The sequence below is a fragment of the Enterococcus sp. AZ084 genome (genome assembly GCF_051714905.1).
Classification (GTDB): domain Bacteria; phylum Bacillota; class Bacilli; order Lactobacillales; family Enterococcaceae; genus Enterococcus_B; species Enterococcus_B pernyi.
Window position 1 is genome coordinate 1,885,431 of sequence record NZ_JBIOSS010000001.1, and the last position, 25,196, is coordinate 1,910,626.

Sequence of the window (25,196 nt, forward strand, 5' to 3'; positions counted from 1 at the left end):
TCAAATTCCTTTCTTTCTGCTCTCTTCGATTCGGTGTTCTCTTTTTAAGATGTGCCACGCAGTCATATATGTTTCGTGATCGATCAAATGATTATCATAAAGCTTACGTAATTCAATCGTCATCAATTCAATATCATAAATCCGTGCTCCCACATAAATAAAGATACCAAATCTCTTGAATAGCTGTTGTACGTCGTATAAGCTTTCCATTTAAAGCACTTCCTTCACATTATACAAGTATTCCATAATTTTTTAAACCCACTAAAACACATATTATAAAAAGAAAGAGAAAAACAATCGACGATATAATCCGATGATGGATAGAGTAATCATTGGATCGATTTGGTAATCCTAATAGATTCCCTATCAAGAAACCTCCGATCAAGCCACCAACATGTCCCCAAATATCCACTGAGGTATCTGATATACCGAATATAAAAGAAAAAACAATGAATATCATGTAACGGCGTACCAGCTGTTTCACCACATAATCATTTTTGTAATGAACACCTAGAACAAATAACGCGCCAAATAAACCAAAAAGCGATGTACTCGCCCCACCAGACAATACGTTCATTTCATTGAAGGCAAAACTGGTCACATTTCCCATGATACCACTTAGTAAATAAATCAAGAAAAAGCGCCAATGACCATATACCGTTTCGATTTGTGCACCCATAAAATACAAGACGACAGAGTTCAATACAAAATGCATCATCCCAAAATGAATAAATATTGGTGTGATCAAACGCCACCATTCATGTAAATAGGCAACATGCTGGCCAGACATACCTAGTTCAAAAGCCACGCTATTACCAGGTAATACCTCCATTGCGAAAAAGACGATTGTTTGGATCACTAAAAAAATCTGTGTTAAAAATGGCCCATCGAGCCAAGATTTTAATTTGAATTGTTGCTGCCGATTTACTTTCATATATACCCCCTTGTTTTTTTAGTCGTTCAATAAATGTTGGATTTTCTTATCAAATTCTTCTGGTTCCCAATCATTATGAATCATCTCTTTGAAAGTCAAGCTGCACGTTTGATGCGGATACTCTTGCAGATAACGATCATAGTACCCTCCGCCGAAGCCGATCCTGTATCCATCCGGATGAAAGATAATGCCGGGTACGATCAATAAATCAATTACTGTCGCCTCATAAAGATGATTAGAAACAGGCTCTAAAACGCCAAAATTTGACCGTTCCAATACGGTGTTCTCCGAGAACTCGTAAAATGCCATCTGACGTTTTGGCAATGTTTTGGGGATCACAACGATTTTCCCTGAGGCTCTCGCTTGTTCGATCAACGGTCGTGTATCTATTTCAAATTCATTTGAAAGTGTCAACCCGATGATCTGCGCGTTTTCCCAATAGTCTGTTGCAAACAATTGCTTATAGATTTTTTGTTCTTTTTCTTTTTTATAACCACTTGCAGCAATTTTTTTAAGTTCGTTAATGCCAAATTGACGGAGCTGTTCTTTTTTCTGCTTTTCGTGTCCCAAATAATCACCTGCCTACCTTCTGTTAAAATGGTAGCGGAAAACGGAGAAAATAGCAATTTAACTTTTTTAGATTTTTGGATTTGTTCTAACTTATTTTAGTTAGAATATCAACCTGTACCCATTTGATGTTAACAATCGTCAATCATTCATTCGTTAGATAACACTGAAAATCATTATAGTTTATGTGGAATCGATGAATTAAGTTTACTCTTTCTTGATGTAAACGACAGAAGAAAAATCATTCACAGACTAGATGAAAACTAGTGATGCGAATGATTTTTTATGATTGTGTTTGTTTTTCAATCTTTGACCTAATTTCCCATTATCTAGTTAAGAAATTCGTTATTTTGTTTACATCGTTCGCTACTATCTCTGTGTAAAAGGTCTCTAAGTTATTATATATATTCTGCAATTTCCACTTTTTTCACAGGAAATACTTTACCACCAGGCTCTTTATACTCGTTTCCATCAGTATCTTCTATCCAACCACACCCCGCACACTCTAAAAGAATTTTACTAGAGTTATCCTTATAGATTAATTTTATATATCTCAGTTCATCATTTTGTGTTATAGGGCAATCTTTCCCGGAATATATTGTTACCATATCCCATAAAGTATCTCGAATCGACATTGCAAGTGTATCAATGTCTTCATACTTACCTCTACTCAACCTTGTATTTTCCCTATCTAAAGATAGATCAGGAGATGAAACAATATAATCCTTACTATCGATCTTTATTAAAATGTCTAATCCCCATTTTTTTAAAATTAAATCGGTGAAATAAAATTCATTTTTAATTATAAACTTTACATACGCTTGATAGTATTTTTCATAGCTTTCTAAATTACTTTTACACCGAGAAATGTCACGAAACTCCTTAACTAGTTCTCTATCTAAAATATTTTTTTTCATCTAATATATTCTCCGAATGTCTTGATTGCCAATAAGCGTGGTTCGTGTGTCATTTTTAAGCGATATTGATTGTTGTAAAGGTGTGGTTGCACTGTTGATTTTAGAAGTGGACTGCTGAGCTTGTTGAGAATTGCTGCTAAATGTGCTCATCAAGGTGCTCATCAATTTCCTCCTCTATTCTATAGATTTGGGGGAACGCTTACACATTACATTATAACAATACATAACCTTTCAATGGATAAAAATTCAATTAGATAGGTCCCGTTACTTTATTTCTTATCTGTTGAATATATCCTTCAATGTAAAAAAACACTGAAGGTAGAAATTCCTCCAGTATTTTCCTATTCCAACCAACACCAATATTCTGGCTTTCTCTTATACGGATAGTTGTTTCTTTTGAATATGAAATAGTAAGTAAAGAAAGTACGGTGCGCCTAAGACAGCAATCAATATTCCCGTCGGTACTTCCCCATCAGGTAAAATGACTCGGGCAAGAATATCGGCAATATTGACAAAAAGCCCGCCGAACAACCCACTCAATAGGAACGCCCAATGATTTTCTTTACGTACGCTGATTTTTGCAGCATGAGGTGCGAGTAAACCAATAAAAGACAAACTACCTGCGACAGCAACACTGCCACAGGCTAAACCAACTGCAAGCAGTAATAAAACTGACTGACTTCGTGACACGTTCAACCCTAAGCTTTGCGCACGTTCTGGTCCAAAGGATAAAAGACCAATCCTGCGACTATAGAAAAACGCTAAAGGGATCAGAATAAGTACCCATGGCAAAAAGGCAGTGACATAAGGCCAACTAGCCCCCCAGATCGAACCTGCTAACCAAGCGTTCACAAAGCCATAATTTTCTTTTGAGATTTTTATCGTACTTAATAGCATTGCCGCAGAAAAGCCCGCATTCACAGCGATACCTGAAAGGAGCAAGCGATTCATCGCTACTTGTCCAGAACGCTGATAGGCAACAAAATAGACTAGACATGCAGCAAGCGTGCCGCCTAGAAAGGCAACGAAAAGCAACAAGAAAGGTGACGCATGGCTAGTAAAAAAACCTAAGTATAGCATCACAAAAAATCCTGCGCCGGAGTTGATGCCTAAAATACTTGAATCAGCTAATGGGTTTCTAGTTACTCCTTGCAAAAGATAGCCTGCGATTCCTAGACAGGTACCTGCGAATAAACTGATCAATAGGCGTGGCAAGCGAAATTCTGTCAGAACCAATTGTTGGACCTGTGTTCCTCTACCAAGTGCGACATCGATCAATTGATCAATATAAAGAAACGGTGTACCGATCATTAAACTGATTCCCGCAGTCACAAGCCATAAAAATAGTAACAGGCCAATCCCCCAATATATTTTTTTCACACGCGTTCCCTCCTAACTTGTACCAATAAAAAAGGGACACCAATCAAGGAAATGACTAAGCCAAAAGGTGTTTCAAATGGTGGATTGACCATGCGTGCCACAAAATCTGCTAACATGACTAAGATTCCCCCAGCGATAAATGAAGCTGGCAAGACATACCGATAATCCGTACCGACAAAGCCACGAACAACAGGTGGAACCATCAAACCAATAAAAGAGACGGGCCCAACTAAAGAAACAGCTAACGCTGCTAAGATCGAAACAAAGATGAAAACCAATACCCGTGTGCGCTGTGGATGTCCTCCTAAGGCGATCGCATGTGATTCACTCAAATGGATCAGGGAGATCGACTTCCCTAATAGAAAAGAGCCAATAACCGCCACTAGATAGATAGGTGAAAGAACGAGCAACTGTTGCCAAGTAATATTCGCCGCACCGCCAACAAACCAAAAAGTCAAATCTTGTTGTAGATTAAATAACTGGGTCAGTGCTTGGCTGATTGCGGTAAAAAAAGAACTGATTGCCACACCGGCTAAAATCATCTGCATAGTACTGAGTCCTATTTTTGAAAAACTGAAAAAACCTAGAACGATCATCGTCACGATCAACGAACCAAGTAATGAAAGCAGAAAAATTGAAAACGGCGAAGCTTTAGGTAAAAAAGCAAAGCTAAATGCCATGGCTAACGAGGCACCAGCATTGATCCCTAACAATCCTGAATCTGCCAAGTTGTTTCGCGTTACCCCTTGCATCAAAGCGCCGCTGAGGGCGAAACAGCTACCCACAATAAATGCTCCGATGACCCGAGGCAAACGGATATTACGAATGATTTGCTGGGCTTGATCAGTTGGATCGAACTGGAACAACGCCTGCCAGACTTCATTTCCTTTAACTTCAGAAGCACCATTATACAAAGCAAAAAAGAAGACAAGGATTGCCAATAACAGAAGCAGCCATAGGATATTTATTTTTTTCCCTTTCCTCATCATTTTCCCTCCGGTTTCTTGATGAGATCATATGTTAAAAAGACAGGTTTATTTGTTTCAGGTAATTGAACGATTTGTGCTTCGATCTCAAAAATCTCTCTCATCCATTCTTTCGTGATGACTTGTTCTGGGGTCCCGTTGACGATTAATCGCCCATCTTTCATTGCGACTAAATAATCGGAAAAGCGGGAGGCATGATTGATGTCATGGATCGACATCAAAATCGTTGTTTTTTTCATTCGGTTGATTTCTTTCAGCAGATCTAAGATTTCCAGTTGATGCGCCGGATCTAAAAAAGTTGTCGGTTCATCAAGGATCAAGATATCTGCTTCTTGAGCTAACGCCATCGCAATCCAGACTCGTTGGGCTTGACCTCCGGATAAACTCGCTAAGTCTCGATCTTTTAGCGAGATCAGATCGGTCGCTGTCAATGCCCACTCAATGGCTTGCAGATCTTGATCATCCATGCCACTGAATAGTTTTTGATAAGGATATCTACCGTAAGAAACGACTTCTTCGACTGTCATTCCTAATGGGTATTCACTCGTTTGGGCTAGTAAGGCAAGTTTCCGAGCTAGTTCTTTCGAATGATAGGTCGTCAAGTCACGATCGTTGACTAATATTTTACCGTTTTTTACAGGAAGTATGCGGGTAAAGCTTTTTAATAGTGTAGACTTTCCACTGCCGTTCGGGCCAATCAAACTGGTGATTTTCCCTTCTGGTATAGCGACAGACAAATTTTCAATTATCGTTTTGTTGGGGTAACCGGTAGTAATTTCAACTGCATTTAATCTAGACATATACTTCCCCCTCTCATTGAAAATCATTCTCAATTATGACGGTACTTCACAAATTCGTCAAGCACAAATTTCGTCGTTTACGTTAGTAAAAAGAGTTGACAGCGCCCTTTTCTTGGGGAATAATAGCAATTGAGAAACATTCTCAATTACGTTTGGAGGAAAGACATGAGACTTAAAAATAAACTATTCACAATCTCTAGTGCATTACTTTTGGTGGGATTACTGAGTGCTTGCTCGCCAGGCTCATCTACAACCGAAGAGACAACCGCCTCATCGACTACTGCCGATAATGGTACGCATACCTTGACAGATACATTAGGACATTCAGTTGAAATACCTAACCAACCGAAGCGGATCATCGGCAGTTATTTAGAGGATTATCTTGTTGCGTTAGGTGAAACCCCGGTTGCTCAATGGACAGTCGGCAGTGGTTCGATCCAAGATTATTTACAAGATGATCTGAAAGATGTCCCAACTATCTCCTATGATCTACCCTATGAAAATGTGTTAAGTTTTGAACCTGATTTATTATTGATTTCTTCTTCAGCCACTGTTGAAGGCGGCAAATACGAGCAATATAGTAAAATTGCTCCAACCTATGTTGTTAAAAATGGTACCGATGTCACATGGGAAGAACAGTTGCAAGACATTGGCAAAGTATTGAATAAAGAGGACAAAGCAGAGGAAATCATTCAAGATTATCAAGATTACGCGAAAGAAACACGAGAAGAATTGAGTGATCAGATCGATGGGAAAACAGCGGCCGTCTTATGGGTCACGAACAACTCTGCCTTTATGGTCAGCCAGAATCGTTCAAGTGGTCGCATCGTTTATGAAGATCTACAATTCGGTGTCCCACCTTTAGTGGAAGAAGTATCAAAAGAAGCAACCTCTGATTGGTCTGCTGTTTCATCAGAAAAATTAGCTGAATTAGATGCAGACTATATCATCTTAGTCAATAGTGATGAACAAGCAGCGATGTTCAACGAACCCACTTGGCAAAATCTGAAAGCAGTCAAAGCGGGTCAAGTGTTCGAATTTGGTCCAACTTCTAGCTGGTTATATAATGGACCAATCGCTAGTCGTCAAATGATCGATGATATCAAAGGCGAGCTAAAGTAAAAACGTGAAAACCACAATTTGGCTTGCGCTGTAAATAAAAGAAGTGTTCCATGTGCTAGCTGGTAAACAGCACATCGAAAAACGACAATCACCAAGAGGTAAAATTCTTCGGTGATTGTCGTTTTTTTCGATATTCAATTTGTTTGTCGCTTACTAAGAATTTCGGTAATCACGTAACCGATAGCCAACTCCGATCTCAGTGATCAAATATTCTGGACGAATGGTATTTTTCTCGATTTTTTTCCGAATGTTTGACATATTCACTCGCAACACTTGGGAATCTGTTCCATAAGGCCCCCAAACTTCTGATGTTAATACGCGATAAGTGACGACCTTTCCAAGGTGTTGGAATAATACGAGCAAAATGCGATATTCATTCTTAGTGAGATGGATCGGTTCTCCTGCTTTGGTTAACAGCTGGCTTTCTGTGTCCAAAGTCAATTCACCATTGGTGATGACTGAAGGTAATTCCTCTTGTTTACGATGACGAAAAGCGGTTCTGATCCTAGCAAGTAATTCATTCATCCCAAAAGGTTTAGTGACGTAATCATCAGCACCGAGATCGAGGGCTTTGACTTTTTCATGCTCGTTGTTTCGCGCTGAGATCACGATCAACGGTGTAGCCAGTCGTTTACGAATGATTTTTAATAATTCGATACCATCAATGTCTGGCAAACCTAAATCGAGCAAAATCAAGTCAAAGGAATCTTCTTGGAACACATGCAAAGCTTCCATGCCTGTTGTGGCAATCGTAACGTGATAATGTTCTTTTGCCATCACGACTTCCATAAAATCAGTGATCGTTGGGTCATCTTCAATCAATAGTACTTTCCTCATGTAACGTCACCTCCTCACTCTTGTTCAAATAGATACGAACCACTGTTTTCCCTTCTGATACAGCCATCTCTAATTTCCCATTATGGGCATGGATGATGGTTTTGACAATACTTAATCCAATGCCAAGACCATTTTTTGAATCGATTGGTACTTCTTCTTCATTGGATAGATTCATCTGGATTTTTTCATATTGCTTCAATGAGATTTCACCATCATTCTTCACTTCACAAATGACCTGTTGTCCCTCTTGAAACACGCTGACTTCTACTTGCCCTTGTGTCGATCCATGACGAAACGCATTTTCCACCAGATTGAACATCGCTTGCTCAATCAAGATAGGGTCAACTTCGACAAATAAAACCGCTGTCGGTAAATGAACCAATAGTTCCTTGTCAGGATAAACTTTTGTGACATGTTCATAGACTGCTTCGATGATTTCCTCAATCGGTTCTGTTGTTTTTTTCACTTGCATCGTGTCCATATTGATCCGTGTGATCGACAACAGATTCTCCACCATGCGAATCAACCATTGGGATTCTGTCTGGATATCGGTCAGCAATTTTTGGCGCGTTGCTTGTTTCAGCTCTTCATCTGTTTGCAAGAGTGTTTCTGCAATCCCAGAAATCGCAGTCAATGGCGTACGCAAATCATGGGAGATCGCACGTAATAAATTACTGCGAACTTTTTCACGTTCATTTTCTAACTCAATTTGTTCTTTTTCATTCTTAAGCTCTGTTTGCTCTAAGATAACAGCAAGCTGAGTCAACACTAATCGTAAATAGTTCAATTGGCTATCCTCTATTGGAAGCCCGCGGCTGCGACGAATCCCTAAAACAGCTAACGTCTTACCATTTGCGACAATCGGTAAATAAAAACCTTTTGCGCCACTTAATGTATCCGTTCCATAACCTGAGTCTTTTTGATTTTTAGCCGTCCAATAAGCTACTGCTGCTTCTTCTGGATGATCGAGTAAAAATGGGGCATCTTTTGGTGTATATTGGCTTAGCTTGATGGCATGTTTATCAAAGAAAATCACTTCCCGATCCAATAGTCTACCTAAATAAGTGGCAGATAATTCAACGATTTGTTGCTGGTCTTCTGCTAAAACAAACTGCTTGTTCAGTTCATACAGAATTTCCATCTGTTGTTCTTTTTCTCTGGCATGGACAGCCTGTTTTTTCAGACGAACCATCAAATTACTGATCATCAGTGCAACGATCAGCATGATGACTAAAGTAATCGGATAACCTTGTTTATATACGGTCAAGGAATACAGCGGCTCGACAAAAAACCAGTTGAAAGCTAAGACACTTAAAATAGAAGATAATGCGCTCCAAAAATAGCCAGAGGTCAAACGGGCAACAAGTAAGATAAAGAAAATGTACACCAACATCAAGTTTTGTTCTCCAAAGTGAAGATACTGCATCACTTCAGTCAAGAGCGTTGCTACGAACACACAGATCAATGAAATCGCAAAATCTTTTCCTCCCCCTTCCACTAGTTTCTTGGAATGGGAAAGGATGGTTAAACGTTTTTCTTTATAAGGAATCAAGTGAAGTTCAGTTTCTGGCAATCGTTTGAGCAGTCGTACATCCAGCTCTTCTGAAAACAATCGCTCCGTCCACGGTTTCGCCAAATTTTTACCGATGATCAAATCGGTTGCGCCGACCAGTTTAGCATATTCGACGATCGTTTCAAATGAATGATCCTCCTCGATCACCACGACTTCTGCGCCAAGTTTCTCCGCTAAGTCATTCGTCCCTTGTAAACGATCATCGGAACGAATGTATAGCACGATCCATTCTGCCCCCAAGCCTTGAGCTAACCGAGCAGTCCACCGAATACTTTTCTCAGCCATTTTAGGGAAAGCATCTTGAACGATCGTGATCAATTTACTTTGGACACCATTTGTTTTACCGATCACACGATTGATATGATCCGAAGCCCGTTGGATCGCTAGACCTCGTAACTGTTCCAATTTTTTAGGAATAAAGAAGTGCTGCAAGGCGCGTTTTGCATTTTCATCAGCATAGATTTTCCCTTGCGCTAAACGATCGATCAATTCATCTGGTTCCACATCGATGACCTTCAATGTCGCCTGTTGGAAAAACGTATCCGGAACCGTTTCTTTTACTTCGATCCCAGTCACTTCTTCAACGATATCATTCAAGCTTTCAATATGTTGGACGTTGATCGTCGTATGGACATTGATTCCTGCATTCAATAATTCTTCGATATCTTGATATCGCTTGCGATTTCTTGATCCTGGCGCATTACTATGGGCTAATTCATCGATCAAAACGATTTCTGGCTGACGTTTGATAATAGCATCGATATTAGGTTCACTCAAAGTCAGCCCCTTATACGTCACTTCTTTTAAAGGAATCTGTGGTAATCCTTCTAATAATTGGTTCGTATCCGGGCGATCATGAGGTTCGATGTAGCCTACCACAATGTCTTTACCTAGTACGCTCAGCTCTTGTGCTTCTGCCAGCATTGCATACGTCTTGCCGACTCCCGCCGCGAAACCAAAATACACCCGTAGACGACCTCGGCTTTTTTCACGCTGGTGTAACATTTCTGAAACATCCTGTCTTTCCATCTTTGTTTCTCCTAACCCCTCTGCCACCTACATGTTATCAAGTGACAGATTCAATTCAAGCACGTTGACAAACATTCGATCTGAAAACCAATCTTTTTGTGCTTTTTCCTGTATTATAGCACGAATCTTGGCAACGTCTTCTCCCCGCTCTTTAGCGATACGAGAGACTTGACTTTCTGCGGCTGCCACACTGATATGCGGATCAACACCGCTTGCAGAGTTTGTGACTAAATCGATTGGAATCTCCGTAGTTTGATTGCTTTGTTGTGTCAATTTCGTTTTATCTTCTACTAATTTCTTTTGCTCCGATGAGGTTGGTGAAAGTTGGGTCACGTCTTGCCCTCTTCCATTAAAATAAGCTGCCTGTTGAAAGGATTGTCCAATCAACGAAGAGCCGACCACCTTCCCTGAACCGACTTCCTGACTACCATTGGCTTGATGGGCAAAGAAAAGTTGACCGATACCAGTAACAGCGACGGTGTATAACCAACCAAGGAGTAGGATGCTGAGGAATAAAAAACTAAGCTGTGCTCTAAGGATCTTTTTCATAGGTGAATTCCTTCTTTCTGCAAAATGTCTTTCTTTTTATATTAAGAAAAAGCTCAAAGCGAGATCGATCAGTTTGATGAATATGAATGGGGCAATTAAACCACCTAATCCATAGACCAATAGATTATGCCGCAAAATCTGACTGGCAGGTTTTTCTGTATACTTGACTCCTTTTAACGCTAAAGGAATCAATGCGACAATAATCACTGCATTATAGATAACAGCCGATAAAATCGCCGTAAGAGGACTACCTAATGCCATGATATTCAATTGGGCCAATTCGGGATAGATCCCATAAAACAAGACTGGAATCACAGCAAAATATTTTGCGACGTCATTTGCAATACTAAACGTGGTCAAAGCACCTCTAGTCATCAATAATTGTTTACCGATACGTACGACCTTCAATAGCTTCGTTGGACTAGAATCTAAATCGATCATATTGCCCGCTTCTTTTGCTGCTTGTGTCCCTGTATTCATCGCCACTGCCACATCCGCTTGTGCTAATGCTGGCGCATCATTCGTTCCATCCCCTGTCATTGCTACAAGATGGCCTTTTTCTTGATAGTCACGAATAAGATCCATTTTATTTTCAGGTGTTGCTTCTGCAAGAAAGTCGTCGACCCCCGCCTCAGCCGCAATCGCCGCTGCTGTCAAAGGATTATCTCCTGTGATCATGATAGTTTTGATCCCCATTTTACGCATATCTGCGAAGTTTTCCTGTACGCCATTTTTTACAATATCTTTGAGATAAATGACCCCCATCACTTGATCATTTTTTACAACCACCAAAGGAGTTCCGCCAGCTTGGGCAACTTTTGCAACGATGTGATCACATTCTTCTGGATATTGTCCACCACGTGCCTGCACATATTTCTTGATCGTATCTGCGGCACCTTTACGAATCTGATCGCCACGATAATCCATGCCGCTCATGCGGGTTTGCGCACTAAAATCAATGAACTTCACTTCGGATTTTTCAAAAATACGTTCCCGCAAAGCAAATTTTTCTTTAGCTAAAATGACAATACTGCGGCCTTCTGCCGTCTCATCTGCCAAAGATGAAAGTTGTGCTGCATCCGCTAATTGTTGTTCTGTGACGCCATTGACCGGTAAAAACTCACTTGCCCGACGATTTCCTAAAGTAATCGTTCCTGTTTTATCTAACAGTAATACATCAACATCTCCCGCTGCTTCGATGGCACGACCACTCATTGCAATCACGTTTTCTTTCGTTAATCGACTCATTCCAGCAATTCCGATCGATGAAATCAATGCACCGATCGTCGTTGGCGCTAAACATACGAATAAAGCAATGACAACGATCGTCGCAATCGGCGCCCCTTTACCTGACAGCTGACTACTGAATTCGGTAAAAGGAACTAAACTAACAGAGACCGCTAAAAAGATGATCGTTAACGTGATCAAAAAGATTTGTAACCCGATCTCATTCGGGGTTTTCTTTCGTTGTGTCCCTTCCACCATTGAAATCATTTGATCTAAAAAGGAGTGTCCATTTTCGGATGTCACACGGATCACCAAGTAATCAGAAACCACCGTCGTCCCACCAGTAACGGCACTTCGATCGCCCCCTGATTCACGGATCACTGGCGCTGATTCCCCTGTAATGGCACTTTCGTCCACTGAAGCAGCTCCTTCGATTACATCACCATCCGCCGGAATTTGTTGACCCGATACTACGTAAATCAGATCCCCCTTTTTGAGATCAGAAGATTTGATCTCAATAAATTCTTGGTTTTCAATGTCTTCTAAGCGATTGATCTTATAAGTGACTACTTCTTTTTTTGCCTGCTTCAAGCTATTTGCCTGCGCTTTTCCGCGACCTTCTGCCACTGCTTCGGCAAAATTTGCAAACAACAAAGTGATCCATAACAAACAGGTGATCGTTATAGTAAACCATAAAGGCACCGTTGTTTGTTCAAAACAAAGAATCGTCGCTAAGATCGCTCCGATGTAGACCATGAACATCACTGGGTTTTTGATTTGTTGTCTTGGGTCTAATTTGACAAAGGCTTCTTTGATTGCCCATACATAAATAGTTTTCATTTGATTTTACTCCTTCTAACTTAAGGTAAAATGATCAGCGATCGGACCTAATGCCAACGCTGGTAAAAAGCTCAATGCTCCGACAACAAGGATAACGATCATCAACATGGAGATGAATGTGCCATTCGTTGTTGAAAGTGTTCCATCATTGATCGCGATCGTTTTCTTCCTTCCCATGTTTTCAGCCAAGAACAAAATAGCAACGATCGGAATGTAGCGAGAGCACAACATCAAGACACTTCCTAAAAGATTTAGAAACGGTGTATCTGCCGTCAACCCACCAAATGCACTCCCGTTATTATTTGCTAGAGAAGTCACATTATAAAGCAACTCACTAAATCCATGAGGCCCTTTATTGGTCAACCAAGTTAAAACAGCAGGATGCAGTGAAACTGCCATCGTACCAAACAACGTCAATAATACTGGCGTCAAAATCACTAAACTAGCCATCTTGATATCGAAAGCCTCGATTTTCTTGCCTAAATATTCTGGCGTACGCCCGACAAGTAGCCCAGCGATAAAAACCGTCAGTAGTAGAAATGCCAACATACCATATAATCCACTACCCACACCTCCAAAGATGATCTCCCCTAATTGCATCAAGAAAAGCGGAATACCACCACCGAGAGGCGTAAAACTGTCCAACATCGCATTGACTGATCCATTCGATGCCGCTGTTGTGCTAACAGCCCATAAACTTGACCAACCCACACCAAAACGTACTTCTTTTCCTTCCATATTCAGTGAACCCAGTACATCCGTAAAAGCGGGCCCATGATATTCACTAATTGCTACACCTACAAAAGCTGCAAAAAGAAAAACAAACGAAACGATCAAAATCGTTCGACCTTGTTTCCATTCTTTGACCCAATAGCCAAAAGCAAAAATCAATGCAGTAGGTATCAACAAGATGGCGAGATTCTCGATGAAATTAGAAAAGATCGTCGGATTCTCAAATGGATGCGCGGAATTTGCACCAAAAAATCCACCACCATTGGTTCCTAATTGTTTGATGGCTACTTGACTGGCCACAGGTCCTAGATACAACCATAAAGATTCTCCAGATAGACCAGTGTAAGACAGCCCATGACTAAACGTTTGAACCACGCCTTGGGAAATCAGAAGTACAGCAGTAATTAATGAAAGTGGTAAAAAAATGTAAAGCAAACTGCGTACTAGATCTTGCCAAAAATTGCCCAGTTGGCTTGATTTCCTTTGGATGATGCCGCGGATCAATGCACAAAGAACCGCTAAACCTACAGCTGCTGACAAGAAATTTTGAACAGTCAAGCCAAGCATTTGTGTCGTATTCGACAGTGTCACTTCTCCTGCGTAAGCTTGCCAGTTGGTATTTGTCACAAAACTAACAGCTGTATTCACGGCTAAATCAAATGACAGATTTTCCACGCCATTATTGCCAGGAAGCCAACCTTGGACCATCAATAATCCGGTTAAAAATAGCAAAGAACAGATTCCAACACCCAACACATGCGCTAAATAGCGCTTCGCCGTCATTTTCTTTTGACTCTCAGGACCAATCAATTGATAAAAAAAGCGTTCGATTGGTTGGATGAAACGTACATATTTTGGTGTTTCCCCTGTCATGATCAACTTGATGTACCACCCAAGAGGTGCGGCTAAAACAAGTAGAATAAAAAAGAAAAACAATCCTTGAAATACTGCACTCATCATTGCTCTTCCCCCTTAAATAAAAACCAGAATAGATAAGCTAACAACATAATACTGATACAACCTAAAAATAAGATCATTTTCTTCCTCTCCTTTGTTTTCATCATAGACAGAGGACTATAAAGATAGTGTTAATATTCAAGAAATTTCTTTATATGTTCTTTATACAACACAAAAAAACAGCTAAATCTTAAGGAGCAACCCTCGCTTGACTTAGCTGTTTCTCTATAAAAAAGACAAAAAAAAGATGCTCCCATGATCGGAAGTGCAACTATTTTTTGATACAAAATAAAAAGAGCAACTCAATTTGTTCCTTTCATTCGATAGTCAATTGGAGAATTATAGCCTAATTTGGCTAAAATTCGTTGATTGTTCCAAAAATAGATGTAATTTTCGACAATTTCGATTACTCTATTATTAGAGCCTATTGGTTCTTTTGAAATGTAGAACGTTTCAGACTTTAGTGAGGAATGAAACGATTCTATCGGAGCGTTATCTGAAGGTGTTCCTTTACGGGACATACTTTGGATAACGTTTTTTTGTTTAACAAGTTCGCAGAATACCTTCGAAGTGTAAGTTGATCCTTGGTCGCTATGCAAAATAGTTGTTTCTTTTAAATGTTTTAATTGATTAAATGTGTCTACGACTAACTGAGTATCCGCTTGTTCAGACAATTGATAAGCAACAATTTCACTATTGAAGGTGTCCATAATGGTAGAAAGATATAACATGGATTTGCCAAAGGGCAAGTAAGTAATATCTGTGGTTAGTTTTTCCATTGGTTGGTTTGTCGTCCAATTCTTTTGGATAAGGTTATCAAAGGTTTTGTGTATTTTCCCAGCATGTTTACGTTTTTTTACTTTAGCAAGGCAATTCCATCCGTATTTTTTCATAATTCGTGCAACCTTATTAATACCTACAAACATTTCTCGATTCAATAAAGCATGGATTTTTCGATAACCAAATAAGAAATGGTTTGCCACAACTAACTGATGAACACGTTTTTCAATTGAAGTGAGTGCAGAAAACTCTCGATTCCGATTGCGATAATAGGTACTTCTTGAGATACCAAATAACTCCGTCAAGCGTACAATTGACAATTCATTGGTATGCTGGTTAATAAAGTGAACGATGTTTTCTAATGTCACCACCTTTCCTGAGAGAAAAATTTTTTTAAGAGGGACAGTTCCTTGTTCTTTTCTTCTAGTTCTTGTAAGACTGTCAGTTGTTCTTTTCTAGGACGACCAGAAGAAGAATCAAGCCTTTTTAAATTATTAGTAAGATACCATTTTTTCCAAGTAAAAATGGTTCCAGTACTAGGGATATGGAACTCTGTTCGAAGCGCAGTAGCTGATTCACCTGCCAGCAAACGTTTAACAATCTGAATCTTTAATTCTTTGGGATAATAATTATGTTTTGTCATGATAAAAACACCTCCAAATTTATTTTACTAAATTTGAGGTGCTCTTTTTTAATTGTATCTTATTATAGTGTCACTTCCATCTTGAACATCTCTCTTTATTTCTTCCACTCATTCATTTTATACATCAATGATCAGAACTTACTTTCTTACCCATTTTTGGAAGCGATGCGCATAATGGTTTTCTTGATCCGTGATACCGATATGTTCTTCTGCTAGTTCAAAATCACTAAAGTCGATCTCTCCAATATACGTATCTCCATCAAACTCACCATCGATCAGTGTTCGCCAAATAATCCCAGTCTGGGGCAATAATTCTTGAAAGATCCGACTTCCACCAGAAACATAAATATCTTCTGAAACAGTCTCAGCAAAAGCCAATAATTCATCGATCGAATGCATGACTTCTGCATTTTCTTTGACCTCAAAATCTTCTTGGGTAGTCAACACGATGATGTGGCGATAAGGAAGAGATAGGTCGCCCATGCCTTCGTATGTTTTACGCCCCATCACTAATAAACGATCCACCGTATGTTCTCTGAAAAAACGCATATCATTTGGCAAACGCCAAGGCAATAACCCATCTTTACCGATCAATCCATTCTTGTCTTGGGCCCACATGGAAATAAACATTTTGACTCGCTCCTTTCATCTACTACTTGATTATACTAAAAATAAAAAAGCTTGGGTACAGACCCAAACTTTTTTAGACATATTATTTTGTTTCGCGGTGCAAAGTAACTTTACGTTCGCGTGGGCAATATTTTTGCTTTTCCAAACGATCAGGATTGTTACGTTTGTTTTTGTTAGTTAGGTAGTTACGTTCTTTACAAGAAGTACACTCTAAAGTAATGTTTACGCGCATGATTTTCCCTCCCATTTATACTAGAATCCTCTAAGATGACTCTCAGACTTGATTATCTTACCATGATTTTTATCAGATTGCTAGCCTTTTTGACGATTTTGTTAAGTAGTTCTACTTGACGAGCAAAAAACAAGCTCAGGAAAAATTGAAACAGATGATTTTTCTTTTTACCAAGTTGAGATTACACTTGTTATAGTAGTAAAATCAATTATTCTTTTAGGAGGAGTTAACTATGCCTTGGAATATGAAAGATTTCCCACCAGCCATGAAGAACTTGGAAGAGTTGACCAAAAAGAAAGCAATCGATATCGGCAATGCTCTTTTAGATGAAGGTTACCCTGATGATCGAGCAATCCCGATCGCAATCAGTCAAGCCAAAGAATGGGTGGAAAGTGCAGATGAGAAAGAGAAGAAAGCTTTCTCAAAAGAGAAAAATCCACAAAAAAATGACAAGCATGATAGCAATCCGCGAGCAGCTAAATTATTAGACGCCACAGTCGAAGTCAAATTCGAAGAAGATCATTGGATCGTTCGCTCTAAAGGCGCTGAAAAAGCAAGCAATCACTTCGATCATAAAGAAGATGCCATTGAAAAAGGAAAAGAAGTAGCTCGTAATAAAGAAACATCCTTAATGATCTATAAAAAAGATGGCACATTCGAGCGAGAAGTCCATTACTGATTGTATATTATCGTCTCTTTGAATAAAAAATCAACTCATTCCGATTTACGGCAAAAAAAAAAACGAAGAGTCTACCCATTATGGATCGGCACTCTTCGTTTTTGCGTTCAATAGAAACATCGTTGGATCGTCTAAACTGTTACATATTGGATCGGTTCAGCTTGAGGAATCGTTTCATCCACAAAATAAACTTTGTACCACGTCAAGAAACTGAAAATCGTCCAAATCTTACGTTGTTCTTCACTTCTACCTTCATGATGGTCATCAAGTAATTGGATGATTTTCGCTTGATCAAAGAACTCTTTCGCAAAATCAGCTTCAAATAATTCTTTTACTTGGTGATAGCCATGTTCTTCTTTCAGCCAAGCTTTGATCGGTACAGGGAAACCAAGTTTTACACGATTTGACCATTCTTCAGGCAGATGCTTGTTCGCAGCTTGTCTAAAGACATCTTTCGTATTGTTTTGATTCAATAAATACTTACTTGGGATTTGTTGCGCTAATTTCATTACTTCGATATCAAGAAGTGGTACCCGCACTTCCAGTGAACTTGCCATTGAAAGTTTATCGGCTTTTAACAAAATATCTTTTGGCATCCATTGGTGTAAGTCAACATATTGCATCTTGTTGATTTCGTCTTGGATTCCTTCCGTTTTCGCATAATGTTCTGCCATGATTTCTTTGACTGTTGGGGCTTGTTGAAATTCTGGCGTCAACAGGTTGGCCGCTTCGTTTTCTTCAAAGATCCGTGCATGTCCGATAAAATATTCTTTGGCAGGCGCTAATGATTCATATAGATGGATCCTACCATGGAAATTACGCATCTTACCGATTTTTCTACCTAAGTTATAGCGAGTGCCTTTCGGTAATTTTTTCAATCCTTGAGCAATCACTCGGATAAATTTTGAATTTGTGTGAAAGCCATATGATTGATAGCCAGCAAATAATTCATCTGCCCCTTCGCCAGATTGAACGACTCGTACACTTTGTGCCGCAAGATTCGCTAAGAAATACAACGGTACACAAGATGGATTAGAATCTGGTTCATCTAAATGGTATTGAATCAAAGGGAAAGCCTTAAAGGACATGTCTCCATCAATGACAGCTGCGGTATTATCCAAATCAAGCATTTCTGTTAATTTACGCGCCTCGATTGCTTCATTATAAGTTTTATCATCAAAGCCTATTGAGAATGAATGGTCTGGTTTCAAAACAGAAGTCACATAACTTGAATCGACCCCACTTGATAAGAACGAGCCAACTTCCACATCACTGATCGTGTGTGCTTCGATCGATGCTTTCACAGTTTCATCAATTTGATCAATCCATTCTTGACGGCTTTGTGTGCCTTTTTCTTCAAAGTTCGCATCCCAATACTGTTGGATATCCATGTGGCCATCTTTGTAAGTGAAATAATGACCTTCTGGTAAACGATAGACGCCTTTAAAGAATGTTTCCCCATTCAAAGGAGAATATTGGAACGTCATATATGGTTTCAATGCTTCCCGATTCAATTCTTTATTGAAATCTGGATGTGGTAAAAAACTCTTGATTTCAGAACCAAACATCAAAGTTCCGTTCATTTCAGCATAATAATATGGTTTGATCCCAAAATGGTCTCTTGCACCGAATAATTCTTTTTTCTCATTATCCCAAATCGCAAAAGCAAACATCCCACGTACTTTTTGCAATAACTCAGTTCCCCATTCTTCATAGCCATGTAATAAAACTTCTGTATCTGCATGGGTTTTGAAAATATGACCTGCATCGATCAATTCTTTTCTAAGTGGTTGATAGTTGTAGATTTCTCCATTAAAAATAATGATTTTTGTTTGGTCTTCATTGTAAATGGGCTGTGTGCCCCCTTCTAAGTCAATAATACTTAGACGTCTAAAACCCAAAGCTACATCACGATCAATGTATTCACCTGAACTATTCGGTCCGCGGTGAATGATGCGATCCATCATGTCATTGATGATTGCTTTTTTATTATCTTTGTTATTAACAAATCCTACGATTCCGCACATTTATTTCACATCCTACTAAAATTACTTTTCCATTATTATGTCCACATGAATCTTATCACAGGAAGGCATTCAGAATGAATGATTTTCACTCTTACAATTTCGTCACATGAAAACAAATAAAATGAAAAATCTCTATCTTTAAAAAAAGTAGACTCAACAATTAATTTAACATGTTTTATCCTAGGAAGCTACTGGATTCTCCTATAGTTTACAAATATTTCATGTTATTCATAAATAGGGAGATTTTTGTAGACATATATCTTCAAAATAACAAGCGATTTCATTTTTTATTTCAGTCTAAAATCTTCTTTGTTTGCGCTTTGATAGGAGACCTTTTATCCATCACTGTCTTTTACGTCGGCATGTAAGAAAATCATCATGCGAGAAAAAAAGTAAGATATTCTGTTTGGTAGAAGTGAGAATTACTCAGCACAATATATAAAAAAACTTTTTATTCACCTCTTATTTCATTTGAAAATAACTGAGTATCTCTTTGTACTACCTGCTTCACTTTGCAGAATAGGTAAATTTCAAGAAATAAAAATCAATATACAATAACTATAACCTGCTATCAAATCACTTGACGAAAAAACGAATTTCGGAGATGCTCAATTTAAGAACATATTTTATTTTAAAGTTAGGAAGGATGAACATGAAAATCGGAAAAGTACTATTAGGGATATTGTTAGGGGTAACAACTATCATTGGGGCATTTATATTAGGTATCATGCTATTCCCGTTATTTGCACCAGAAATCCAAAACACGACAATTCAAGAAGGCACGAATACTTCACAGACAAAAAGTACCGAACGTTCATTAACCACAACAGAAACAACAAGCCCAAATGATCAACAGCTGGTAAATCAAACACCTACACAAGGACAAACCCAAGATCCAATTTTGGAAAAGGCATTAAATACACCTGCTACACCATTGAGCGCCTTTAGCTCAGATCCTTATGATTGGGATTTAAATCAAGCGAATATCACGAACGGCACCGCTCAGTCTATCGGCTGGATTCAAGCAGAAGACGCAACTGGAAGAATAGAGGTAGAATATCACTGCTTCGCTTGCGACACGAATTGGAACGGTAGAAATTACGCCTATGAATGGAATGGCCAAACGACGACAACTAAAATAACTCCTTTTACAATCGTTGGAACACCTTGCGAACATCAAAAATCCTTAAAAAATCATGGCTATATTAGTTGATTTCAGATAAATAGAAAATCTATCTAAAATAGAGAACAGATTACTTGAATACAAGAAAACAAGCGCATAAACCAAAAAAGACTACACCGTCGTTTAGATTTCTGCGCTTATCTTCTTGTAAATAAAATTTTTTATTGCTCAGGATAGGAAGCTAATGATTGCCCCATTACTAGGAACAAACAGCAAGAACTTGAGATTCAATCATAAAAAAATCAAAATTGGCAATCACTATTTTTATAAGAATTTTTTTTACATCCTTTTTATTGCAAGAGTATTTTAAAACAACCTCTTCCATCATAGCGAAAAAATAATCCTCATGTTCATTCAACCTTCCCGTATAATTTAAGTATCAACGAGCAAGACGTTGAAATAAATCAGGATGGTAGATATAGATGGCAATTTATTATTTTAACAAAAAAACAGATGCGCGAGGAAATCACGAAGTCCACGTGATCTCATGTACGCATTGTCCAGAGGATGCACTTTTTATTGGCGTATTTTCTACATGTGAAGAAGCCCTACATAAAGCAAGCACAACCCACACATCCAAAAGTTTCGATGGATGTCGCTACTGTTGCAAAGACTGCCATAACGGTTGACTTTCAAGGGATAGCTAGGCTGTCCCTTGTTTCTTTTTATAGAGAAATTTCTTTATACATAAAATAGATCGTGTTTGTAAATTTACAAATCACATGAGATGAGTATGTAAATTTATAAAAGGAGTACCAAAAGGGGAGTCAAAAAATAATTTAAGATAAAAATACAACAAAAAAGACACGACCTAAATCGTGTCTAAACGTTGGTATATAAGGAAGGTACGGGATTTGAACCCGTGCACCACATTACTGCGGCTCGCCGGATTTCGAGTCCGGTGCATTACCACTCTGCCAACCTTCCATGCCTACTATTTTTAATCTTTTTTCTACAAATGTCAAGAGGTATTATGCACTCCAGTTCATCTTATTTGTTTTGTAAACTGGTCATTTAAATACCATAACTGTTATGTTTAAATTTGAAAACACTTTTCAAATTACAGGATTGGAATAAAATAGCTTACGGGACATTCGTCTTCTCGCACCACCAAAAAACGAAGAAACGGCGTTAACAGTAGAAGTAACCTCTTCGAAAAATAAGGCGCCATCCACAAAAATTTGAAGAACATTTTTCGTGGATGGCGTCTTATTTCTAGAGGCTAAACACTTCTGTCTCGACCTCATGCTGTTGTAATTAACGTATTTTTTCTGGGTTTTCAATTGCAAGTACAGAATCGACCGTCGTTTTGATGATCGAAATGATTTGCTCTTCTGTCGGATGCATAATACTAGAAGACATCAATGAAGCAATACCAGTGATGGTTACCCAAGTACCAGTATGAAGCGCATCAATATACTCTTCCGATAAATCTTTATAGCGGGCGTCCTCTTTTAATAACTTGCGGAAATAATTATAAGAAAAATCATGCATCTTTTGACCATTTCCATGCTCATCGATATATAAAGCCATATAAAGGCTATGGTTTTTCTTAGCGAAATAAATATAATTCAATCCTAAATCGATGATTTTATCGCCTGTACGCTCTACAGGAAACACTTCTTCTTCTAACTGTTGGAAGATGACATCTAATAGCGTATTTTTTAAATCTTCCATATTTTTGAACTCTAAATAAATCGGTTGGGTAGATATCCCCATCTTCTTCGCGATATTTCGTGCAGTGAAACCTTTAAATCCTTCTTTAGCAACAACTTCATATGCAGCTTTCAGAATTTGATCCTTCGTATAGACTTTTCTTCTCATAATAAACTCCCCCACTTCATGCTACAGTCTCTGTTCTTTTATTTTAACCGATATTGATCAATTTTTGCAAATAATATACCTAAATTGTTATATTTTAAAGCATATATGTGTTTTTTATTGATTTTCTCAATTTTCTAAATATTTTTTTGCGTAATTTGTTTCCCCTTACAATTTTTGATTTTGTGTTGAATTTAAGTTGACCTAAAGTTTTCTTTCAAGTTATAGTTAAATAAAAAGGAAAAGAAGGTGTGTAATGAAGAATAAAAGTGACGTTATTTATATTCATCCTAAAAAAAGAATCATTTCTCAAAGGAAAAACTATTTTTACCTTATTTTTACAGGCGTGTTTTTTTTGATTATTGGATTGCTTAGCGATTCTTTATCAAATAACCTCGTGGGATTAATGGTCATCATGACCTCCCCCAGTAATCTTTTGACCGACTATATTGCTTTAGGTGGATTTGGAAGCGCATTTATGAATGTAGGCTTACTTACACTCTCTTCTGTGTTACTCGCCTATCGCCATAAAGTCATGTTGAATGGTGCAATGTTTGCTTCCATATTGACTGTCGCAGGTTTTTCATTCTTTGGGAAAAATCTATACAATTCCATCTCCATCATCCTCGGTGTTTATTTATATGCCTATTTTATGCACAAACCGTTTTCTCAATATGTAATGATTGGCTTATTTGGTAGTGCACTCTCCCCTGTTGTCAGCTATATTACATTCGGGATGGGTTTACCAATCCTTCAAGGTGCTTTCCTAGGTAATTTAGCCGGTTTGATCGTTGGCTTTTTATTGCCGATCCTAGCTGTTCAGACTCTGACCTTTCATCGTGGTTTTACACTTTATAATATTGGATTTACTTCAGGTTTGATTGCTATGTTGGTGACAGGTATCCTTCGGCAATTTAGTTATTCGATCGAAGTGCATTCGATTCTTTCGACTGATTACCACCATGAATTGACTTGGATCATTTTTTTATTCTTTTTATCAACCGCTGTTTGTGGCTTCTTCTTTAATGCCTTCAAATTGAAAGGATTACGTGAAATCTTTGAGTCTTCTGGAAAACTTACAACAGATTTCATCGGCACATCAGGTATCGGCGCCACCTTGATCAATATGGGCTTGGTTGGCTTGTTATTGATGTCTTACGTCCTGCTGATCGGTGGTGTGCTAAATGGACCAGTGGTGGGAGGAATCATCTCAGTGGCTGGTTTCAGCTCATTTGGAAGTCATGTTAAAAATTGTTTTCCGATTTTGATTGGTATCTACATTGCCTCAATATTAGGGACGATGCATGATATGACCGAAACAACCATGCTCGTAGCTGCGATTTTCGGTACAGGGCTTGCCCCGATCAGTGGATTTTATGGCGGCGTTTATGGAGTGATTGCAGGCTTTTTACATATTACTCTTGTCCATAATCTCAGCACATTACACGGAGGATTGAATCTATATAATAGTGGGTTTTCAACGGGATTTATTGCTGGTATACTAGTGCCTATCCTAGAAAATTTTACGTTTACCGGGAAGGGAAAGAACGCACATGGAAATGGAAAAAGAACTATCAAAGAGGATCATTGATGAATTTCTCACGTATTTTTACGAACACGAGATCAATGAGATTCGTATTGGCTTAGAATATACAGATGAAGGACTATATATCGAATTTCAAGGAACAACGAAAAATCCGCCAAAAGATTTGAATACATTGGCCTCACTGTTGAATACACCTAGAGATCCTAGTATGGAGATCTATTACCACGAGTTGCTAGGTACCCCTTCTCATGGCCAAGAATCCTATCGATTACTTGGGAATCTGATCGATGATGTGGAAATCATGTATGATTCGCCAATTTTGAACATCAAGATCTTTCGCCGGATTTAAATGTGAACTAGCCATGATCCTTTTATAGATCATAAAATTAAGTAAATAAGACTCTAGATGGATGTTTTAATTTGTTTCATCCTCTATACTTGGTTTGAACTTACAAAATTGTTTGTTGTTTCTCACTTGAAATAGTGGCGCGCAGTTGCGCTTTTCAGGTAAAATACAATTATCAGATGAAAACCTCGAAGGAGTTGACTAGGGATGAACGTTGCAGTATCACGTAAATTAATGAATATTATATCGATCATCGGTATTGGTTTTTCAATTGCACTCACGATTTATTTTATTAATCTAGGCGTCTTTAAAGATTTGAACGCATTAAGAGGTCTTGTAGGTGATTCAATTATTTTAGGACCGATAATCTTTATCTTGATCCAAATACTGCAAGTCGTTATACCGATCATTCCTGGAGGGATCAGCACCGCAGCAGGTGTCCTGATTTTTGGTCCTTACGCTGGCTTTATCTATAATTATGTTGGTATTTTTATCGGTTCGATCATTATTTTCCTATTAGGTAGAAAATATGGAAAACCATTTATCCTGTCGATGATCAGTGATAAAACATATGACAAATATATTGGTTGGTTAGAAAACCAAAGTCGTTTTGAAAAGCTTTTCGCGCTAGCGATCTTCTTACCAGTAGCACCAGACGATGCCTTGTGTTTAATGGCTGGCTTGACAAATATCTCAGTCAAAAAATACACGTTGATTATTTTGATTGCTAAACCCTTATCGATCTTTTTGTACAGCATGGCATTGATTTATGGTGGTAACTTCCTGACTGGCTTGTTAGGATGATTTCTTAATAGATACACTGTGAGTACTGCAATGAAAGATTCCTGCAGTACTCCTT

General features: G+C 38.5%; 24 protein-coding genes and 1 tRNA gene. 6 read left to right on the forward strand and 19 right to left on the reverse strand.

Translation table 11 applies throughout. From position 1 onward, the window contains the following. The 7 genes from IGI79_RS08560 to IGI79_RS08590 form a co-directional block, all read right to left on the reverse strand. On the reverse strand, window positions 1–210 hold the full coding sequence (locus IGI79_RS08560; RefSeq protein WP_010735144.1) for a YqgQ family protein: 210 nt from the start codon (window positions 208–210) through the stop codon (window positions 1–3). Between the two features lie 19 nt (window positions 211–229). After that, window positions 230–934, reverse strand: a complete 705-nt coding sequence (locus IGI79_RS08565; protein ID WP_066026079.1) for a rhomboid family intramembrane serine protease — start codon at window positions 932–934, stop codon at window positions 230–232. A gap of 18 nt (window positions 935–952) precedes the next feature. After that, a complete protein-coding gene (locus tag IGI79_RS08570; protein ID WP_108145764.1) occupies window positions 953–1,504 on the reverse strand; it encodes a 5-formyltetrahydrofolate cyclo-ligase in 552 nt (183 codons plus the stop codon). A gap of 395 nt (window positions 1,505–1,899) precedes the next feature. Beyond that, window positions 1,900–2,418 (reverse strand): hypothetical protein, encoded by a 519-nt coding sequence (locus IGI79_RS08575; protein WP_066026081.1) that lies wholly within the window; start codon window positions 2,416–2,418, stop codon window positions 1,900–1,902. A 375-nt stretch (window positions 2,419–2,793) separates the two neighbouring features. Further along, on the reverse strand, window positions 2,794–3,798 hold the full coding sequence (locus IGI79_RS08580; protein WP_108145763.1) for a FecCD family ABC transporter permease: 1,005 nt from the start codon (window positions 3,796–3,798) through the stop codon (window positions 2,794–2,796). Beyond that, entirely contained in the window at window positions 3,795–4,784 is a 990-nt protein-coding gene (locus IGI79_RS08585) for a FecCD family ABC transporter permease (protein ID WP_108145762.1), read from the reverse strand. The genes IGI79_RS08580 and IGI79_RS08585 overlap by 4 nt, the downstream gene beginning before the upstream one ends. Next, window positions 4,784–5,584 (reverse strand): ABC transporter ATP-binding protein, encoded by an 801-nt coding sequence (locus IGI79_RS08590; protein WP_066025272.1) that lies wholly within the window; start codon window positions 5,582–5,584, stop codon window positions 4,784–4,786. The genes IGI79_RS08585 and IGI79_RS08590 overlap by 1 nt, the downstream gene beginning before the upstream one ends. Before the next feature lie 165 nt (window positions 5,585–5,749). Here IGI79_RS08590 and IGI79_RS08595 point away from each other — a divergent pair, with 165 nt between their 5' ends. Next, a complete protein-coding gene (locus IGI79_RS08595) occupies window positions 5,750–6,706 on the forward strand; it encodes an iron-hydroxamate ABC transporter substrate-binding protein (RefSeq protein WP_104776573.1) in 957 nt (318 codons plus the stop codon). Between the two features lie 153 nt (window positions 6,707–6,859). On the opposite strand, the gene IGI79_RS08600 is transcribed toward IGI79_RS08595, so the two are convergent. From IGI79_RS08600 to rpmG, 9 genes are all read right to left on the reverse strand, one after another. Next, complete coding sequence (locus IGI79_RS08600) at window positions 6,860–7,543, reverse strand: response regulator transcription factor (protein ID WP_438845852.1); 684 nt, start codon at window positions 7,541–7,543, stop codon at window positions 6,860–6,862. After that, complete coding sequence (locus IGI79_RS08605; protein WP_438845853.1) at window positions 7,521–10,145, reverse strand: DUF4118 domain-containing protein; 2,625 nt, start codon at window positions 10,143–10,145, stop codon at window positions 7,521–7,523. The genes IGI79_RS08600 and IGI79_RS08605 overlap by 23 nt, the downstream gene beginning before the upstream one ends. A gap of 27 nt (window positions 10,146–10,172) precedes the next feature. After that, window positions 10,173–10,694 (reverse strand): potassium-transporting ATPase subunit C, encoded by a 522-nt coding sequence (locus IGI79_RS08610; RefSeq protein ID WP_438845854.1) that lies wholly within the window; start codon window positions 10,692–10,694, stop codon window positions 10,173–10,175. A 36-nt stretch (window positions 10,695–10,730) separates the two neighbouring features. Next, the gene (kdpB, locus tag IGI79_RS08615; protein ID WP_438845855.1) at window positions 10,731–12,761 is read right to left on the reverse strand and encodes a potassium-transporting ATPase subunit KdpB; all 2,031 of its coding nucleotides are present in this window, start codon (window positions 12,759–12,761) and stop codon (window positions 10,731–10,733) included. Between the two features lie 15 nt (window positions 12,762–12,776). Continuing rightward, a complete protein-coding gene (gene kdpA, locus IGI79_RS08620) occupies window positions 12,777–14,453 on the reverse strand; it encodes a potassium-transporting ATPase subunit KdpA (protein WP_438845856.1) in 1,677 nt (558 codons plus the stop codon). A 299-nt stretch (window positions 14,454–14,752) separates the two neighbouring features. Continuing rightward, window positions 14,753–15,598, reverse strand: a complete 846-nt coding sequence (locus IGI79_RS08625) for an IS3 family transposase (protein WP_438845672.1) — start codon at window positions 15,596–15,598, stop codon at window positions 14,753–14,755. Then, entirely contained in the window at window positions 15,595–15,873 is a 279-nt protein-coding gene (locus IGI79_RS08630) for a helix-turn-helix domain-containing protein (RefSeq protein ID WP_066025821.1), read from the reverse strand. Before IGI79_RS08630 ends, IGI79_RS08625 begins: the two co-directional genes overlap by 4 nt. 138 nt (window positions 15,874–16,011) lie before the next feature. After that, window positions 16,012–16,503, reverse strand: coding sequence for a dihydrofolate reductase (locus IGI79_RS08635; protein ID WP_086334834.1), 492 nt, complete (start codon window positions 16,501–16,503; stop codon window positions 16,012–16,014). An 82-nt stretch (window positions 16,504–16,585) separates the two neighbouring features. Continuing rightward, a complete protein-coding gene (gene rpmG, locus IGI79_RS08640; protein ID WP_373865805.1) occupies window positions 16,586–16,750 on the reverse strand; it encodes a 50S ribosomal protein L33 in 165 nt (54 codons plus the stop codon). 217 nt (window positions 16,751–16,967) lie between these two features. On the opposite strand from rpmG, the gene IGI79_RS08645 reads away from it, so the two are divergent. Then, window positions 16,968–17,414, forward strand: a complete 447-nt coding sequence (locus IGI79_RS08645) for a DUF2188 domain-containing protein (protein ID WP_010735127.1) — start codon at window positions 16,968–16,970, stop codon at window positions 17,412–17,414. A 131-nt stretch (window positions 17,415–17,545) separates the two neighbouring features. Here the strand turns inward: IGI79_RS08645 and asnB are convergent, their stop codons facing one another. Beyond that, entirely contained in the window at window positions 17,546–19,441 is a 1,896-nt protein-coding gene (asnB, locus tag IGI79_RS08650) for an asparagine synthase (glutamine-hydrolyzing) (RefSeq protein ID WP_438845857.1), read from the reverse strand. Window positions 19,442–20,093: 652 nt separating this feature from the next. Between asnB and IGI79_RS08655 the strand changes: the two genes are divergently transcribed. Then, complete coding sequence (locus IGI79_RS08655; RefSeq protein ID WP_108145756.1) at window positions 20,094–20,654, forward strand: hypothetical protein; 561 nt, start codon at window positions 20,094–20,096, stop codon at window positions 20,652–20,654. A gap of 809 nt (window positions 20,655–21,463) precedes the next feature. On the opposite strand, the gene IGI79_RS08660 is transcribed toward IGI79_RS08655, so the two are convergent. Continuing rightward, window positions 21,464–21,551: transfer RNA gene (locus IGI79_RS08660), tRNA-Ser, on the reverse strand. Window positions 21,552–21,881: 330 nt separating this feature from the next. Continuing rightward, window positions 21,882–22,448 (reverse strand): TetR/AcrR family transcriptional regulator, encoded by a 567-nt coding sequence (locus IGI79_RS08665; RefSeq protein WP_023519894.1) that lies wholly within the window; start codon window positions 22,446–22,448, stop codon window positions 21,882–21,884. Between the two features lie 253 nt (window positions 22,449–22,701). Between IGI79_RS08665 and IGI79_RS08670 the strand changes: the two genes are divergently transcribed. From IGI79_RS08670 to IGI79_RS08680, 3 genes are all read left to right on the forward strand, one after another. Beyond that, a complete protein-coding gene (locus IGI79_RS08670) occupies window positions 22,702–24,036 on the forward strand; it encodes a DUF1576 domain-containing protein (protein ID WP_108145755.1) in 1,335 nt (444 codons plus the stop codon). After that, entirely contained in the window at window positions 24,005–24,340 is a 336-nt protein-coding gene (locus tag IGI79_RS08675; protein WP_023519896.1) for a hypothetical protein, read from the forward strand. Before IGI79_RS08670 ends, IGI79_RS08675 begins: the two co-directional genes overlap by 32 nt. Window positions 24,341–24,544: 204 nt before the next feature. After that, the gene (locus IGI79_RS08680) at window positions 24,545–25,141 is read left to right on the forward strand and encodes a TVP38/TMEM64 family protein (RefSeq protein ID WP_438845858.1); all 597 of its coding nucleotides are present in this window, start codon (window positions 24,545–24,547) and stop codon (window positions 25,139–25,141) included. The last annotated feature ends 55 nt before the right edge of the window (window positions 25,142–25,196 follow it).